This window comes from Janthinobacterium sp. BJB304, assembly GCF_002735765.1.
Classification (GTDB): domain Bacteria; phylum Pseudomonadota; class Gammaproteobacteria; order Burkholderiales; family Burkholderiaceae_D; genus Janthinobacterium.
The window spans coordinates 28,124-42,834 of record NZ_PDZN01000025.1; the positions used below are offsets into that span (position 1 = coordinate 28,124).

At 62.0% G+C, this 14,711-nt stretch carries 15 protein-coding genes; 7 read left to right on the top strand and 8 right to left on the bottom strand.

What is annotated here, in order from left to right; all coding sequences use genetic code 11:
- Window positions 1-2 precede the first annotated feature (2 nt).
- Together CSQ95_RS24230 and CSQ95_RS24235 are read right to left on the bottom strand one after the other, a co-directional pair.
- On the bottom strand, window positions 3-1,316 hold the full coding sequence (locus tag CSQ95_RS24230) for a dicarboxylate/amino acid:cation symporter (protein WP_070224793.1): 1,314 nt from the start codon (window positions 1,314-1,316) through the stop codon (window positions 3-5).
- Between the two features lie 384 nt (window positions 1,317-1,700).
- Complete coding sequence (locus CSQ95_RS24235) at window positions 1,701-4,031, bottom strand: catecholate siderophore receptor Fiu (protein WP_099411343.1); 2,331 nt, start codon at window positions 4,029-4,031, stop codon at window positions 1,701-1,703.
- Between the two features lie 296 nt (window positions 4,032-4,327).
- Here CSQ95_RS24235 and nudC point away from each other — a divergent pair, with 296 nt between their 5' ends.
- Together nudC and folE are read left to right on the top strand one after the other, a co-directional pair.
- A complete protein-coding gene (gene nudC, locus CSQ95_RS24240) occupies window positions 4,328-5,161 on the top strand; it encodes an NAD(+) diphosphatase (RefSeq protein WP_099411344.1) in 834 nt (277 codons plus the stop codon).
- A gap of 81 nt (window positions 5,162-5,242) precedes the next feature.
- Complete coding sequence (gene folE / locus CSQ95_RS24245) at window positions 5,243-5,809, top strand: GTP cyclohydrolase I FolE (protein WP_034781250.1); 567 nt, start codon at window positions 5,243-5,245, stop codon at window positions 5,807-5,809.
- A gap of 45 nt (window positions 5,810-5,854) precedes the next feature.
- On the opposite strand, the gene CSQ95_RS24250 is transcribed toward folE, so the two are convergent.
- Window positions 5,855-6,673: a helix-turn-helix domain-containing protein gene (locus tag CSQ95_RS24250; protein WP_099411378.1), complete on the bottom strand. Its 819-nt coding sequence runs from the start codon at window positions 6,671-6,673 to the stop codon at window positions 5,855-5,857.
- Window positions 6,674-6,866: 193 nt separating this feature from the next.
- On the opposite strand from CSQ95_RS24250, the gene CSQ95_RS24255 reads away from it, so the two are divergent.
- Window positions 6,867-7,274: a hypothetical protein gene (locus CSQ95_RS24255; RefSeq protein ID WP_099411345.1), complete on the top strand. Its 408-nt coding sequence runs from the start codon at window positions 6,867-6,869 to the stop codon at window positions 7,272-7,274.
- A gap of 131 nt (window positions 7,275-7,405) precedes the next feature.
- On the opposite strand, the gene CSQ95_RS24260 is transcribed toward CSQ95_RS24255, so the two are convergent.
- Together CSQ95_RS24260 and CSQ95_RS24265 are read right to left on the bottom strand one after the other, a co-directional pair.
- Window positions 7,406-7,771 (bottom strand): hypothetical protein, encoded by a 366-nt coding sequence (locus CSQ95_RS24260; RefSeq protein ID WP_034781254.1) that lies wholly within the window; start codon window positions 7,769-7,771, stop codon window positions 7,406-7,408.
- 73 nt (window positions 7,772-7,844) lie between these two features.
- On the bottom strand, window positions 7,845-8,273 hold the full coding sequence (locus tag CSQ95_RS24265; RefSeq protein WP_099411346.1) for an EamA family transporter: 429 nt from the start codon (window positions 8,271-8,273) through the stop codon (window positions 7,845-7,847).
- A gap of 288 nt (window positions 8,274-8,561) precedes the next feature.
- On the opposite strand from CSQ95_RS24265, the gene CSQ95_RS24270 reads away from it, so the two are divergent.
- The gene (locus CSQ95_RS24270; protein WP_070312186.1) at window positions 8,562-10,205 is read left to right on the top strand and encodes a methyl-accepting chemotaxis protein; all 1,644 of its coding nucleotides are present in this window, start codon (window positions 8,562-8,564) and stop codon (window positions 10,203-10,205) included.
- Between the two features lie 4 nt (window positions 10,206-10,209).
- On the opposite strand, the gene CSQ95_RS24275 is transcribed toward CSQ95_RS24270, so the two are convergent.
- Complete coding sequence (locus CSQ95_RS24275) at window positions 10,210-10,635, bottom strand: hypothetical protein (protein WP_070224787.1); 426 nt, start codon at window positions 10,633-10,635, stop codon at window positions 10,210-10,212.
- A gap of 189 nt (window positions 10,636-10,824) precedes the next feature.
- Here CSQ95_RS24275 and CSQ95_RS24280 point away from each other — a divergent pair, with 189 nt between their 5' ends.
- Window positions 10,825-11,529: a glutathione binding-like protein gene (locus tag CSQ95_RS24280; RefSeq protein WP_099411347.1), complete on the top strand. Its 705-nt coding sequence runs from the start codon at window positions 10,825-10,827 to the stop codon at window positions 11,527-11,529.
- On the opposite strand, the gene uraH is transcribed toward CSQ95_RS24280, so the two are convergent.
- Together uraH and CSQ95_RS24290 are read right to left on the bottom strand one after the other, a co-directional pair.
- Window positions 11,526-11,933, bottom strand: a complete 408-nt coding sequence (uraH, locus tag CSQ95_RS24285; RefSeq protein WP_070312182.1) for a hydroxyisourate hydrolase — start codon at window positions 11,931-11,933, stop codon at window positions 11,526-11,528. The genes CSQ95_RS24280 and uraH overlap by 4 nt on opposite strands.
- Window positions 11,934-11,944: 11 nt before the next feature.
- Window positions 11,945-12,439 carry a heme-binding protein gene (locus CSQ95_RS24290; RefSeq protein WP_099411348.1) on the bottom strand — a complete coding sequence of 165 codons (495 nt, stop codon included), beginning with the start codon at window positions 12,437-12,439 and terminating at the stop codon, window positions 11,945-11,947.
- Between the two features lie 138 nt (window positions 12,440-12,577).
- Here CSQ95_RS24290 and CSQ95_RS24295 point away from each other — a divergent pair, with 138 nt between their 5' ends.
- Both CSQ95_RS24295 and CSQ95_RS24300 read left to right on the top strand, forming a co-directional pair.
- Window positions 12,578-13,288 carry a heavy metal response regulator transcription factor gene (locus CSQ95_RS24295; protein WP_070224783.1) on the top strand — a complete coding sequence of 237 codons (711 nt, stop codon included), beginning with the start codon at window positions 12,578-12,580 and terminating at the stop codon, window positions 13,286-13,288.
- Window positions 13,285-14,685, top strand: a complete 1,401-nt coding sequence (locus CSQ95_RS24300) for a heavy metal sensor histidine kinase (protein WP_099411349.1) — start codon at window positions 13,285-13,287, stop codon at window positions 14,683-14,685. The genes CSQ95_RS24295 and CSQ95_RS24300 overlap by 4 nt, the downstream gene beginning before the upstream one ends.
- Window positions 14,686-14,711 lie beyond the last annotated feature (26 nt).

The following is a 14,711-nucleotide window of genomic DNA, read 5'->3' on the forward strand; positions in this document are numbered from 1 at the left end:
TATCAGGCTTTGCTAGCGTGATCCGCTTCGCCCCAATGGCTTTCCGTGTTCTGGTTGGCCGCGTTGGCCGCGGCTGCTTCTTCCTCGGTGGCCAGGCCACCTTCCCACTTGGCGACGACAGCCGTGGCGACGGCATTGCCGACCGCGTTGGTGGCCGAACGGCCCATGTCGAGGAACTGGTCGACGCCCATTAGCAGCAGCAGGCCCGCTTCCGGAATATTGAACTGGTTCAGGGTCGCGGCAATCACCACCAGCGAGGCGCGCGGCACGCCGGCCATGCCTTTCGAGGTCAGCATCAGCAGCAGCAGCATGGTGATCTGCGTGCCGATCGACAGGTCGATACCGTAGGCTTGCGCGATGAACAGCACGGCGAAGGTGCAGTACATCATCGAGCCGTCCAGATTGAAGGAGTAGCCCATCGGCAACACGAAGCTGGAAATCTTGCGGTCCACGCCGAACTGGTCGAGCGCCGTCAGCAGTTTTGGATAGGCCGCTTCCGAGCTGGCCGTCGAGAATGCCAGCAGGAATGGTTCGCGGATCAGGCCGACGAGCTTGAAGATGCGCGGGCCGATGACGACGAAGCCGGCGCCGATCAGCAGGGCCCACAGGCACATCAGGCCCAGGTAGAAGCCGCCCATGAACTTGGCAAACGTGACCAGCACGCCCAGGCCATGCGTGGTGATGACGGAAGCCATTGCAGCGAACACGGCCAGCGGGGCCAGGTTCATGATGGTGCCGGTGATGCGCAGCATGACTTGCGCCAGCTGGTCGACGACGGCCGTCAGGGTCTTGCCCGATTCGCCCAGGCCGGCCAGTGCGCCGCCGAAGAAGATCGAGAACACCAGCACTTGCAGGATTTCATTGTTGGCCATGGCCTCGATCGGCGACTTCGGCACCAGGTGCGTGAAGAAATCTTTCAAGGTGAAGGCGGCCGTTTTCAGATTCGTTGAAGCGTGTACGTCCGGCAATGGCAAGCCCAGGTTGGTACCGAGCTGCATCAGGTTCGACAGCACCATGCCCAGCGCCAGCGAGACCAGCGAGGCGACGACGAACCAGCACATGGCTTTCAGGCCGATGCGGCCGGCTGTCTTGCCGTCGCCCATGTGGGCGATGCCGACCGTCAGGGTGGAGAACACCAGCAGCGCAATGATCATCTTGATCAGGCGCAAGAAGACGTCGGTGACGATGGAAATATTGCCAGCGATTTGCTTGCTCATGTCCGCATCGGGGAAAGCGGAATGGCATCCATAACCGACGGCAATGCCGAGGATCATGGCAATCAGGATGTACAGGGTTAATGGCCGTTTCTTTTTCATTATGACTCCTCCGGTGAAACGCCGCTGTGAGCGGATTATTGATTGCGAGCAACTCAAGCTTGGAGTCAATATTTCTCAAAAACAAGCCCTTGCGTGCCAGCGATTATTTGCAGCAAAACCTGTACATAGCAAAGGATATGCCTGAAATGGGAATTTGGAACCGAACTTCTTAAGTTGTTGATTTGAGGAAGCTTTTTTGTTGCTTAGATGTTGCAACTTTGCACCTTTGCGCGAAATATTGGACGCGGCAGGCCATCGCTGTATGACTTTTCATACGCTAGTCGCGGCAGGGCGGCGGTACGCCAAAAAGACAAGATTATCAGGACAATAAAAAAGCCCCTCCGAAGAGGGGCTTGATGTGACGCGATGCGTGTTCTCTAGATGTTAGAACTTGATATTCGCCGTCAGGCTGAAGGAACGGGGCTGGCCTGGCGTGTAGCGGAAGCCGGACTTGTTGATGGCTGCCACATAGGTCTTGTCGGCCAGATTGTAGGCGTTCAACTGCAAGTCGAGGTTCTTGTTGACGGTATACGTTGCCATGGCGTCGAAGACCCAGTAGGCATCCACGCGGGCCGGCGTGCCGACGGCGCCATCGGTGCCGCGCAGCATTTCACCCACGTAACGTGCGCCGCCGCCGATCTTCAGGCCGAAGGGCAGGGTGTACGAGGTCCAGCCCGTGAACGCCTGTTTCGGCGTGTAGCTGAGGTTATTGATGCCGCTGGCCGTGACGACCTTGCCCGACTCGACCTTGGTATTCATGCGTGTGTAGCCGGCGCTGACCAGCCAGTTCGGCATGATCTCGCCCACCATGCCGATTTCGACGCCCTGCACGCGTTTCTTGCCATTCTGATAGTAGATCAGGTCGACGGGATCTTGCTCTACTTCATTTTTCACGTCCGTCTGGTAGACGGCGGCCGACAGCGACAGTTTTTGTTTCAGGAAATCCCACTTGGTGCCGATTTCCTTGGTGGTGGTTTCCTGCGGATCATACATCGGATTTTGCGCGCTGCTGGCGCCCGTGCTCAGCGTGAAGTTGGTGCCCGGCGGCGCCTTCGAGGTGGCCCACAGCGCATACACGCTGCTGTCCGGCGTCGGCTTGTACAGGGCCGAGATCTTGCCGTTGGCGAAGGTGTCGTTCAGGGTGATGTGAACAGGAATAGGCGTGCCTACCGGCAGTTTTTGCACCTGGCCTGCGGCGACGGCCGTTTGCAGGGTGACGGAGTCATAGCTGGTGTTGAAATGGTCGAAGCGCACGCCGCCGTTGAAGATCCATTTGTCGCCGAACTTGATGGTGTCGAAGACATAGGCGCTTTGCGTGTTGACTTCGCCTTGGCTGTAGGCGCCGCTGCGCACGGGCTGGTAGCCGGTGACGGGGGCGCGCGGGTTCGGATGGTACAGATTGGCGTCCGGCATGGTGCCCAGGCTGGCAGGCACATAGCTGTAGTTGGTCTGCTTTTCGCTGGTGAATTCGGCGCCGGCCACGACGGAGTGCTTGAGCACGCCCGTATCGAATTGCGCGCTGACCACGGTCTGGTTGGTCAGAATCGTGTTTTCCTGATCCTTGACGGTGCGCAGCGAGCGCGCCAGGGTCCAGGTCGACGGATCGGTGGCCACCGGCGTCTTCAGGTTGGCGGTGCTGCCCATGAAGGCCGTCAGCAGGTAGTCCTGCTTGGTCTTGCCGTAGCGCGTGGTGTTCTGAATCTGCACGTTGGGCAAGAAATCATGATCGATGCGCAAGGTAGCCATATCGGCCTTGACCTTGTCGTGGTCCGCGGTGGAACCGTAGAAATTCTTTGGATCGACCTTGGCGGCGCTATTCAGGAAGGTGCGGATGACCTTGTTCGTCGGCGTGATACTGTCCGGCGTGCTGTAGCCGGGCAGGCCGATGGTGGGTACGAAGCCGTCGGGCACGTTATTTTGATCCACGTGCAGGTAGCTGGCCGTGATGCGCGTCGGCTTGCCGATGCCGAAGGTGACGGTAGGCGCGAAGGCCCAGCGCTTGTTCTTGACTTCGTCGCGCGCCGGATTGCCGCTGTCTTGCGTCATCAGGTTCAGGCGGAAAGCCGTGCCGGAATCGGCGTCGATGATGCGGTTCCAGTCGGCCGTGGCGCGTTTCTGCTTGCCGCTGCCGGCCGTCAGCAGCGAATTGAACTTGTTTTCCATGGTGGCCGTCTTGCTGACCAGGTTGATCGAACCGGTCGGCGAACCGCGGCCGCTGTCGGTGCCCGCCGGGCCCTTCAGCACATCGATCTGTTCGATGTTGAAGACGTCGCGCGAGATGGAGCCCACGTCGCGCACGCCATCGACATAGATGCTGCCCGAGGCATCGAAGCCGCGCATGTAGACCGCGTCGCCCGTGTTCGTGTTGCCGTTTTCACCGAGGAAGAAGGTACCGACGCCGGGCGTGTTGCGCAGCGCATCCGTCAGGGTCAGCGCGCCTTGCTGTTCGATCAATTCCTTCTTGATCACGACGATGGTTTGCGCCGTGTTGACGAGATCTTCCGTGTATTTCGGCGACGAGGCTTTTTCGGCCTTGAAGTCATTTTCCTTCGAGCCCACGACCTTGATTTCGTTCAGGGTTTGCTGCGATGCCGGGGCACTTTGGCCGGCGGGGTCGGCCGCCTGGGCGGCGACGGGCAGCAGCATCACGGCCAGGGCGGCGCCGATGTGCTGGTTGAAACGGGTTGGGGCGTGTTTGCGGCTCTTGATTGCCATCTTGCTCTCTCGATAAGGTCAGGGTAGTGGTTCCTGGCTGGCTCTGCGCCGCAGTGCTTGGGCACGCGGGCAAGTGGCTGGCGATGGAGACGGAATAGGCGGTATTGTAATAACTGGGCGCTATTTCGTAAATGAGAATCGTTATCAGTATCGTTTACGCAACGGATTGGACTTAGCGCAAAAAAAACACGCGCATGGCTCATGAATGCTTGCTTTGCAGCCCGGGCGCTGCTATGCGCGCAAGCGTTTGGCAGCGGGAGTATGATGAGCAACCTTTACAAATTTCTTCCCAGCACATGCTGCACACTCCCCCTGCCTTCGTCCCCCTGATCGACACGCCCGAACCGGCCCCGGCCGCCACCGAGACGCTGACATTCGTCTTTCACCGCGGGCGCCTGCTGTTGCGTATGCCCGGGCTGACCCTGCCCACTGCCGCCGAGGCGGCCGCGCTCGATATCGACCTGAGCCGCGCCCAGCCCGTGGGCTGGTGGCAGGGCCGCTATTGCCAGACGGTCTGGACGGATGCGGAGTTGTTGCCCGCCGATAGCGGTTTGGCGTATCACGGCATGCGTTCGCTGTTCAACGCCATCGACGATGACTTCCTGGGCCTGGCCAGCCGCGCCGTGCAGCTGGCCGAATGGGCGCGCACGCACCGCCATTGCGGCGTGTGCGCCACGCCCATGCAGCGCACGCGCGGCGAACGCTGCTTTACGTGCACCGCCTGCGGCATGCTCGCGTACCCGCGCATTTCGCCCGCCATGATGGTGCTCATCCGCAAGGGCGAGCAGGTGCTGCTGGCCATGCATAAAAATTCGCCATCGCAGCGCTTCAGTCCGCTGGCCGGTTTCCTGGAAGCGGGCGAATCGATCGAGGAAGCCGTGCACCGCGAAGTGATGGAAGAGGTGGGCTTGCGCGTGCATAACTTGCAGTACTTCATGAGCCAGTCCTGGCCGTTTCCCCATTCGCTGATGATCGCGTTTACGGCCGATTATCTCGATGGCGAGATCCGCCTCGACGAGAACGAGATCGCCGAGGCGCGCTGGTTCGGCCCCGGCGATGCGTGGCCGGAGGCGAGTTCGAGCGTGTCGATCTCCGCGCTGCTGGTCGGCGCGCACCGGCCGCCGGCGTAGCGGGAAAAGCAGGGGCTGCTCAGGCAGCCTGCCGCATTTTCTATATACTGGCGGCAATTGAAAATTTTAGGGTGGTTTAGCATGTCTCAAGAAGAATTCTCCGAAAATGACTGGCGCCGGCTGATTAGCAGCCTTGGTGAAGATCCGCAGCGTCCTGGCTTGCTGGAAACGCCGGCGCGCGTGGCCAAGGCGTGGAAGCACTGGACGTCCGGTTATGGCCAGGACCCGGTGGACTTGCTGAAAGCCTTTGAAGATGGCGCGGAACAGTACAACGAGCTGATCGTCGTGCGCGGCATCCCCGTCTACAGCCATTGCGAACACCATCTGGCACCGTTTTTCGGCAAGGCCACCATCGGCTACGTGCCCAACGGCAAGATCGTCGGCCTGTCGAAACTGACGCGCCTCGTCGATTGCTTCTCCAAGCGCCTGCAAGTGCAGGAACGCATGACGATGCAGATCGCCAACGCGCTGATGGAAGTGCTGGAACCGAAATCGGTGGGCGTGGTCGTGCGCTGCCGTCACCTGTGCATGGAAAGCCGCGGCATCCGCACGCCGGGCGAAGAAACCATCACCTCGGCCATGCTGGGCGAGATGCAGCCGAACCTGGCGCTGCGCACGGAATTTCTGGCCCTGGCGCGCGAAGTCTGATTTTCGGCGACGATGCGTGACGAAGGCGGCATATGCCGCCTTTTTTCATGCGCGTCCGGATTCCCGTTCCGCCAGGTAGCGGGCCGGCGGCTTGCCCACGGCCTTGCGGAACATGGTGACAAAACCGCTGGTATTTTCATAACCGAGTTCCAGCGCCACCGCTTTCACGCTGTGGCCTTGCGCCAGCCGTTGCAACGCCAGGATCACGTGCAGTTGCCGGCGCCAGCCGCCCACGCTCATACCCATTTCCTCCAGCGACAGCCGGGTCATGCTGCGCTCGCTCATGCCGATGCGGCAGGCCCACTCGGCCAGGGTGCTTTTATCGGCTGGCTGCGCCAGCAGCAGGGCGGCCAGGCGGCGCAGACGCGCATCGCGCGGCATCGGCAGATGCAAGTCTTCCACGGGCGCGACCGCCAGTTCGTCGAGCAGGGTGGCCACCAAACGTTCCTGCGCGCCCTGCAGCGCGATCAGGGTGGGAAAACCGGCCGCCTTGGTGATGAGTTCGCGCAACAGGGGCGAGACAGCCACGGTGCAGCAGATGGCCGGCAAGGCCGGCGCCGTGGCCGGCTCGATAAACAGGCAGTAGCACTCGGCCTCGCCCACGCCCTGCGCTGAATGCATCAGGCCGCCCGGTATCCACACGGCGCACTGGGGCGGCACGATCCACACTCCACTTTCTACTTCGCAATGGATCACGCCCCGCGTGGCGTACAGCAGCTGCCCCTTGCGGTGCTGGTGCGGCGCCTGCTCCGCATCCTCTGGCACGCTGGCCAGGCCCACGGCCAGCAAGGGGCGCAGCACGCCGTCGACGTCGAAATCGAGGATGGAGGCATCGTCGTCCAGACCCAGGTGGGCCGTCAGCATGCTGGGCAAGAGGGGATGGGGCATGGGATGACTTTGGCTGGATTGAATAATATTGTGGCTATTGTATGCAATGACGTCGGGCGCCGTCATCGGTATCGTATGGCTATCCGCAGCCCCGCTTCAACGGCAACCGCCGCCGCCCGTGTTCTGATGAAGGTGAGGAGAAACGGCAACCCCCTTGAAGGAGTCCCCCATGCAACTCGATATCACCGATTTCCCCCTCGTCTGGATGCGCCGCGACAACGCCGCCAGCGGCCCCGACGATGCCTTGTTCAGCCAGTTTGAAGGCTTGCTGGAGCGCCAGCAAGCGTTTGTCATCCTCAGCGAAGAAGGCCTGGACGAGGATGGGCATGACCATCCGCAGGAAGAGCGCAAGCGCGCCGTGCTATGGATGAAACGGCACAAGGCCGCCCTGCGTGCGTATATCCAGGGCATGGTGCTGGTCGAACCGAGCGCCGCCAAGCGCCTGGCCGGCAAGGCCTTTGCCGTCATGTTCGGCCAGTTCTGGGGCTACCCTTTACACTTTGGCACCAGCCGCGATGACGCGCTAGACATCGCCCAACATTTGCTCAGGGCCTGGCTGCCTCCAAGGGAAAACTAACAACGCCAAGAGCACCTGACAAAACCGTAGCGAGCGGCAGTGATTTGTGGCCAAAAAGCGCAACCGTACTTCTAGTACGGTGAGCATCGCAGGCCGCAAAGCGCGCCGCGCAGTAGGTTTGGTCAGGTGTTTTAGTAGCGGTAGTCGTTGACGAAGTGTTTTGTAAAGTTGTACTTGCTGCCGCCGTCGAGCAAGTCGACCAGGCGTTTCGGCGCCGAGGCCGACATGAAGGCGTCGGCCGCGCCGCCCGTGCTGCGGAACTTCATGCCCGGGCTGAGAATCTGGTTGGCGCCGATCTTCAGGTGCTGGAAGCTTTTCGTTTTTTCATTGTTGAGGATGAAGTGCAATTCCTGCTTAAAGGTCAGGAAGGGGATCTTCAGCCACCAGCCTTCGTCCGTGCCATAGCTGGCGACGCTGGCAAAATGCGTGTTCTTGTCCGTCAGCGTGGGTTTGCCCAGGCGGTCGTTGATGCGTTTCATGGCTTCATTCTTGGTCATGCTGTGCTTTCGTGATTCGATCTATGCGGCGTGCATTCTGACACAGGCGCGCCGCCGCGTGCCATGGAATGCCTCAGAGTAGCAAAATCAGCGAGCCGAGTACGATCAAGCCGCCGCCGGCCGCCGCTTTCAGGGTGAACGGTTCGCCCAGCACCAGCCAGCCGGCCAGCATCACCAGTGCCACGCTGAGCTTGTCGACGGGTGCCACCAGCGAGACGGGGCCCAGCTGCAGCGCGCGGAAATAGCACAGCCATGACAGCCCCGTGGCCACGCCCGAGGCGATCAGGCAACTCCAGCCCACCCAGTTGCCGCCGCTGGGGCGCTGCCACTCCGCGCGCAGCGAGATGATGGCCGCCGTCACCAGCAGGATGACGCCCGTGCGTATCAGGGTGGCCATGTTGCTGTTCAGATGGGCCACGCCCAGCTTGCCCAGGATGGCCGTCAGGGCCGCAAACACGGCCGACAGGATGGCAAAGCCTTGCCAGGTAAACGTGGTCGACATGGGACTTCCTGCGCGGTAAGGAACTGCAGTGACTGTAGCGCAAAAGAATGGCGGCCGCTGGCCCTTTTTTATTGCAACGCAACATCAATTCTCATCAATTGTCGCAACGCATTAACAACACCGGGCAAAATTCATTGCTTCCCGGCATTGTAAATATCGGTCGTTCGAGCGTATGCTGGAGACGTCTGAACGGTGCCGCCAGAGCACCGTCGCCGCCGCATTCCGGGCTTGCCCAGCTGGAAGCGGGCCACGCCCCATCGCCGCACAATAGAGAGTCGGAGACACAGCATGAAGAAATTGACGTTCCAGCAGAAGTTATGGATTCCCCTGATTTGCAGCCTGTTGTGCATCACCGTTATTTTTGTCTACAACGCCCTGGAAATTCGCAAGATCCGCATCGAAGAACGCAGCGCCGACCTGAGCAATGCCGCCGACCTGGGCCTGGGCGCCGTCAAGATGTTCGGCGACCTGGCCGCCAGCGGCGCCTTGACCAAGGAAGAAGCGCAAAAGCAGGCCACGGCCGTCATCAAGAGCATGCGTTTCGGCGAGACCGGTTATTTGTCCATCATCGATCTCGATGCCGTCGTGGTGATGAATCCCGCCGCGCCGCAAACCAACGGCAAGAACATGTCGGATTTTAAAGATGCCAACGGCACCTATCTGTACCGCGACATCGTTGCCGTCGGCAAGACCGATGCGGGCAAGGGCTTCGTCCACTATTACTTCCCCCGCCCGGGCCAGAAGACGCCCGAACCGAAGATGAGCCGCGTGGTGGCCTACAAGCCGTGGGCCTGGACCCTGGTGGTGGGCGTGTACATGGATGATATCGATGCGGCCTTCCGCCAGTCGCTGCTCACCTCGCTGGGCGTGCTGGTGCTGGTGTGCGGCCTGCTGGCCGCCGTCGTCGTCGTGATCAACCGCAGCCTGCGCCATGCGCTGGGCGGCGATCCCGAGTATGCGGCCGACGTGGCGGAAAAGATCGCGAATAACGATTTGAGCGGCGTCGTGCGCACGCATGCCAGCGACCGCCACAGCGTGCTGTACGCGATGAAAACCATGCAAACCAACCTGGTCGACGCGATCAGCGAAATCCGCCACAGTGCCGAGACGATCGCCACGGCATCGAGCGAGATTGCCAGCGGCAATATGGACTTGTCGGCGCGCACGGAAATGCAAGCCAGTTCGCTGGAAGAAACGGCGGCCTCGATGGAGGAGTTGACCTCGACCGTGACGCAAAACGCGGGCAATGCCGTGCAGGCGAATGAACTGGCGCAGTCCGCTTCCGCCGTGGCCCGCCAGGGCGGCGCCGTGGTGGCGCAAGTGATCGGTACCATGGACACCATCAACGCTTCGTCGCGCAAGATCGTCGACATCATCGGCGTCATCGACGGCATCGCTTTCCAGACGAATATCCTGGCCTTGAACGCGGCCGTGGAAGCGGCGCGCGCGGGCGAACAGGGACGCGGCTTCGCCGTCGTGGCGTCGGAAGTGCGCAATCTGGCGCAACGATCCGCGGGCGCAGCGAAGGAAATCAAGGAACTGATCGGCGCTTCCGTCGACAGCATCGCGGCCGGCAGCACGCTCGTCGCACAGGCGGGCACGACCATGGATCAGGTGGTGGCCAGCGTGTCGCGCGTGACCGACATCATGGCCGACATCACGGCCGCCTCGCATGAGCAAAGCACGGGTATCGGCCACGTCAACCAGGCGATCACGGAGATGGACAGCGTGACGCAGCAAAATGCGGCACTGGTGGAAGAGGCGGCGGCAGCGGCGTCGAGCATGCAAGACCAGGCGGCCGTGCTGGCGCAACTGGTGGCGCGCTTCAAATTGTCGGCGCAGGAACCGGGAACGTCGCCGCGTCTGGCGGCAAGCTCGGCCGCGCCACGCGCCGTGGCGAAAAAGCCGCTGCGCAGCCTGGCGGCGCGCTAAGTTCCTATTGGGCCGGTGCCGCCGCTTGCGGCGCCGGCTCGAATTCCAGCTTGTCATCGACGACCACGAATTGCCCGACCGGCTGGCCCAGGTCGGCTTTCGGGTCGTTTTCCATTTCCGTCAGCTCATTGCAGGTATTCGTTTCCGCCTGCCACAGCTGCTTGCCCATGCGGATATTCCACAGGCCATCGCCGGCCGCGAACAGCTCGACCTTGATGTCGGCCGGCGCATCGGTGGACAGCGTATGCAGGCGCTGGCATTGCGGCAGGTTGGTGGCCATCAGCTGCACTTCCACGGTGTCTTGCCAAAAATAACGTTGCTGGCGACGCACGGTCAGGGAATGGTCTTGCCCATCGAACATGTAGATGGCGAAGTCCTGGACACAGCCTGACAGCAGGACGGACAGCGTGACGATCAGGAGTTTGCGCATGGTCGGCTTTCTTTGTTTGTACTCTGGAATGTCGGGATGCCTGCGTGACGGCGCTAGTGAATGCTTGCCCTGCCGGGGCGCCGTCTTGTTTTTCGCTTACGTGGCATTATATCCATGCATATCAGTTGCGGCGCGACAATAGTTCTGCCAAGTGCGCCTGCCCCTACTTATCTACCTGGAAAGACCACGATGATCGACCTGTATTACTGGACCACGCCCAACGGGCACAAAGTGACGATGTTCCTGGAAGAAGCGGGCATCCCTTACAACATCATTCCCGTGCATATCGGCAAGGGCGAGCAGTTCAAGCCCGAGTTTCTCGCCATCGCGCCGAACAACCGCATCCCCGCCATCGTCGACCAGGCGCCGGCCGATGGCGGCGCGCCCCTGTCGCTGTTCGAGTCGGGCGCGATTTTGCAATACCTGGCCGAGAAAAGCGGGCAATTCCTGCCGGCCGACGTCCGGGGACGTGCCGAGGTCATGCAATGGCTGTTCTGGCAAATGGGCGGCCTTGGCCCCATGGCCGGGCAAAACCACCATTTCGTGCAATATGCGCCCGAACCGATCGATTACGCCATCACGCGCTACGTCAATGAAACGAACCGGCTATACGGCGTGCTGAACAAGCGCCTGGCGGACCGCGCATTCGTGGCCGGCGACACGTATTCCATCGCCGACATGGCGATCTACCCGTGGATCGTGCCGCACGCGCGCCAGCGCCAGAAGCTGGAAGATTTCCCGCACCTGGCGCGCTGGTTCGCAGCCATCGCCGCCCGTCCCGCCACCGTGCGCGCGTATGCCCGGGCGGCCGAGATCAATGTGCAGCCCACCGTCAGCGGCGACGCGAAAAGCGTGCTGTTCGGGCAGACGGCGAAGACTATCGGCCAGGTTTAATTTCCGCGGTAGGTGGAGAAACCGAAAGGGCTGAGCAGCAAGGGAATGTGATAGTGCTGGTCGGTCTTTTCCACGTGGAATTGCACGGGGATTTCCGGGAAGAAGGTTTCCTGTTTCAGCCGTGCATAGTGCTCGCCTGTCTTGAACACGATGCGGTAGTCGCCCGCCTGCATGGGCGTCTCGGCCGGATACATGGCCGCAATGCGTCCTTGCGCGTTCGTCACGGCGCTGCCCAATTGTTGCCAGGCATCCCCTTTTTTCTGCTCCAGCGTGACCGTCACGCCCGCCGTCGGCTGGCCGCTCTGCAGGTCGAGGATGTGCACGCTCAAGGGATTGGCGGCCAGCGCCATGCTGGACAGGCTGGCGAAGGCCAGGGCGGCGGTGATTTTTTTCAAATAGGTCATCGTCGTTGCTTTCACAGGGTGGGGGAATCGAGTTCAGGAATGGCGGCCAGGGCGGCATGGGCGCAGGCGCGGTCTTGCAGGGCGCCACCGCCACCGGCGACGCCGATGGCACCGACGACTTCGCCCTTGGCGCGCAAGGGCAGGCCGCCGCCCAGCAGCAACAGTTCCGGCACGGTCGTCAAATTGGCCATGTCGGGATTGCCGCGCGCGGCCACGGCCAGCGCCTGGGTATCGTTTTTCGTCGACAGGGCCGTATACGCCTTGCGCCGGCTGGCGTCCGTGTTGTGAGGGCCCACGCCATCGGCGCGCTGTACGGTCACGACATTGCCGCCACGGTCGAGTACGCTGACGACAATATGCCGGCCTTGCGCCTGGCACGCGGCGATGGCCGCATTCGCCAGCTTGTTGGCCATTGCCAGAGAAAGATCATCGACCTGGCGCAGCTGGGCGCGCGCTGGTCCGGCCAGCAGGCACAGCAGGGTACTGCCGAGTAACAGGGTTTTCATGTGGCTGTCCGTTGATAAGGTGGCGCCAGTATGGTCAGTGTTGCCCTACGAGAAGATGATCGCCGCATGACATTTTTATCATCCGCGGTGCCCGGCGCGCGGCGTAGAATGGTCTTATATTCCCCTTAGAAAGCTGCCATGCGCATCCTGGTCATTGAAGACGAACCGAAGACGGGCGACTATCTGCTGCGCGGCCTGGCCGAGTCCGGCTTTACGGTGAGCCTGGCGCGCAATGGCCGCGACGGCTTGCACATGGCGAGTACGGAGTCACCCGATCTGATCGTGCTTGACGTGATGCTGCCCATCATGGACGGCTGGCAAGTTTTGCGCGCGCTGCGCCTGCAAGAGGGCGGCGCCGACGTGCCCGTGATCTTCCTCACGGCGCGCGACGAAGTGCAGGACCGCGTGAAAGGGCTCGAGCTGGGGGCCGACGATTACCTGGTGAAACCATTTGCCTTTGCCGAACTGGTGGCGCGCATCCGCACCTTGCTGCGGCGCGGGCCACCGCGTGAAGACGACGTCATCCGCATCGGCGACATGGAAATCGACGTGATGAAACGCAAGGTCAGCCGGCAAGGCCAGCGCATCGCCCTGACAGCGAAGGAGTTCGGTTTGCTGCATTTATTGGCGCGGCGCCAGGGCGAGGTGCTGTCGCGTTCCATCATCGCCTCGCAAGTGTGGGACATCAATTTCGAGAGCGACACCAACGTCATCGACGCGGCCATCCGACGCCTGCGCAGCAAGCTCGACGATCCGTTCGAGCCCAAGCTGATCCACACCTTGCGGGGCATGGGCTACGTCTGCGAATTGCGTGCGCCCACGGTACCTGACAACGGCGCCGCCGCATGAAGCTGGCAGAACTGCGGCGCTCGCTGACCCTGCGTGTCACGCTCGTCTTCGTGCTGATCGTGGCGCTCGTGTCGGCCGGGCTGGGCATGCATCTATACCGTTCCTTTGTGGCGGAAATCGAGCGCCGCGACGATATTTTGTTGCTGGGCAAACTGCGGCAGATCCAGCAATTACTCGGCAATGCCGGCACCCTGGACATCATCCGCGAGCGGCCCCAGTATTTCCGCGACACCATGAGCGGACAAGAGAATTCCCTGGTGCGCATCGTGCGCGCCGATGGCACGCGTTTGATCGATGTCAATCCGAACGGCGAGAACGTCGCGCATGCTGTTCCCGTGGCCGTCGATGCGCCCGTCACGGCCAGCGACATCGTCAGCTGGACCAGCCGCGACGGTTATCCGGCCCGGGTCGTGGCGGCCAGCGCGCGCATCGGCGAGCCGGCGCAGATGGCCGATATTGCCGTCGCCCGGGTCTACGGCGACCGCACGGCCATGTTTGCCGCCTACCGCTGGCAGATCGTCGTTTCCGTCGCCATCAGCGCACTGGTGGCGGCGATTCTGGCCAGCGTGATGCTGCTGCGGGGCTTGCGGCCGCTGCGCAATATCGCCGCCCATGCGGCCCTCGTGCGGCCGGGCAAGCTCGGGCAGCAGCTCGAGGCGCGCGATGCGCCGACGGAACTGCTGCCCCTGATCCAGGCCCTGAACGCCATGTTGGCGCGCCTGCAGGAGGGGTACGCGCGGCTGTCGCAGTTTTCCGCCGATCTGGCACATGAATTTCGCACGCCCGTCACCAATCTGCTGGGACAAAGCCAGGTCATGCTGGCCCGCCCGCGCAGCGCGCACGAATATGAACAGCTGGTGTCGTCAAATGTGGAAGAGCTGGAACGGCTGTCGCGCATGATCGACAGCATGCTGTTTCTGGCGCGCGCGCAGCAGGATGAAATGGTGCTCGTCAAGCAAGTCTTGCCGGTGCAGGACGAGTTCTTGCGCCTGGCCGATTTCTTTGAAGGCCTGGCCGAAGAGCGCGAGCTGGCGCTGGCCTGCCACGGCAGCGGCATGGTGACGGCCGAGCCGCAACTGCTGCGCCGCGCGCTCGGCAATTTGCTGTCGAACGCCATCCGCCACGCGGCGCCGGGCAGCACGATTTTATTGCGTTCGCACGCGACCAACGAGGGCGTGGAACTGAGCGTGAGCAACCTCGGCCCCGCCATCCCCGCGCGTCATTTGCCGCACCTGTTCGAGCGCTTCTACCGCGCCGACCCGGCCCGCAGCGACTCGGCCGCCTCCACAGGATTAGGGCTGGCCATCGTCACGGCCATCATGCAATTGCACGGCGGCAGCGCGAGCGTGGCGTCCGACGCTGCCGCCACGACTTTTACCTTAGTTTTCCCGGCGTAATATTGACGGTGGTGGTGTCGGATTAC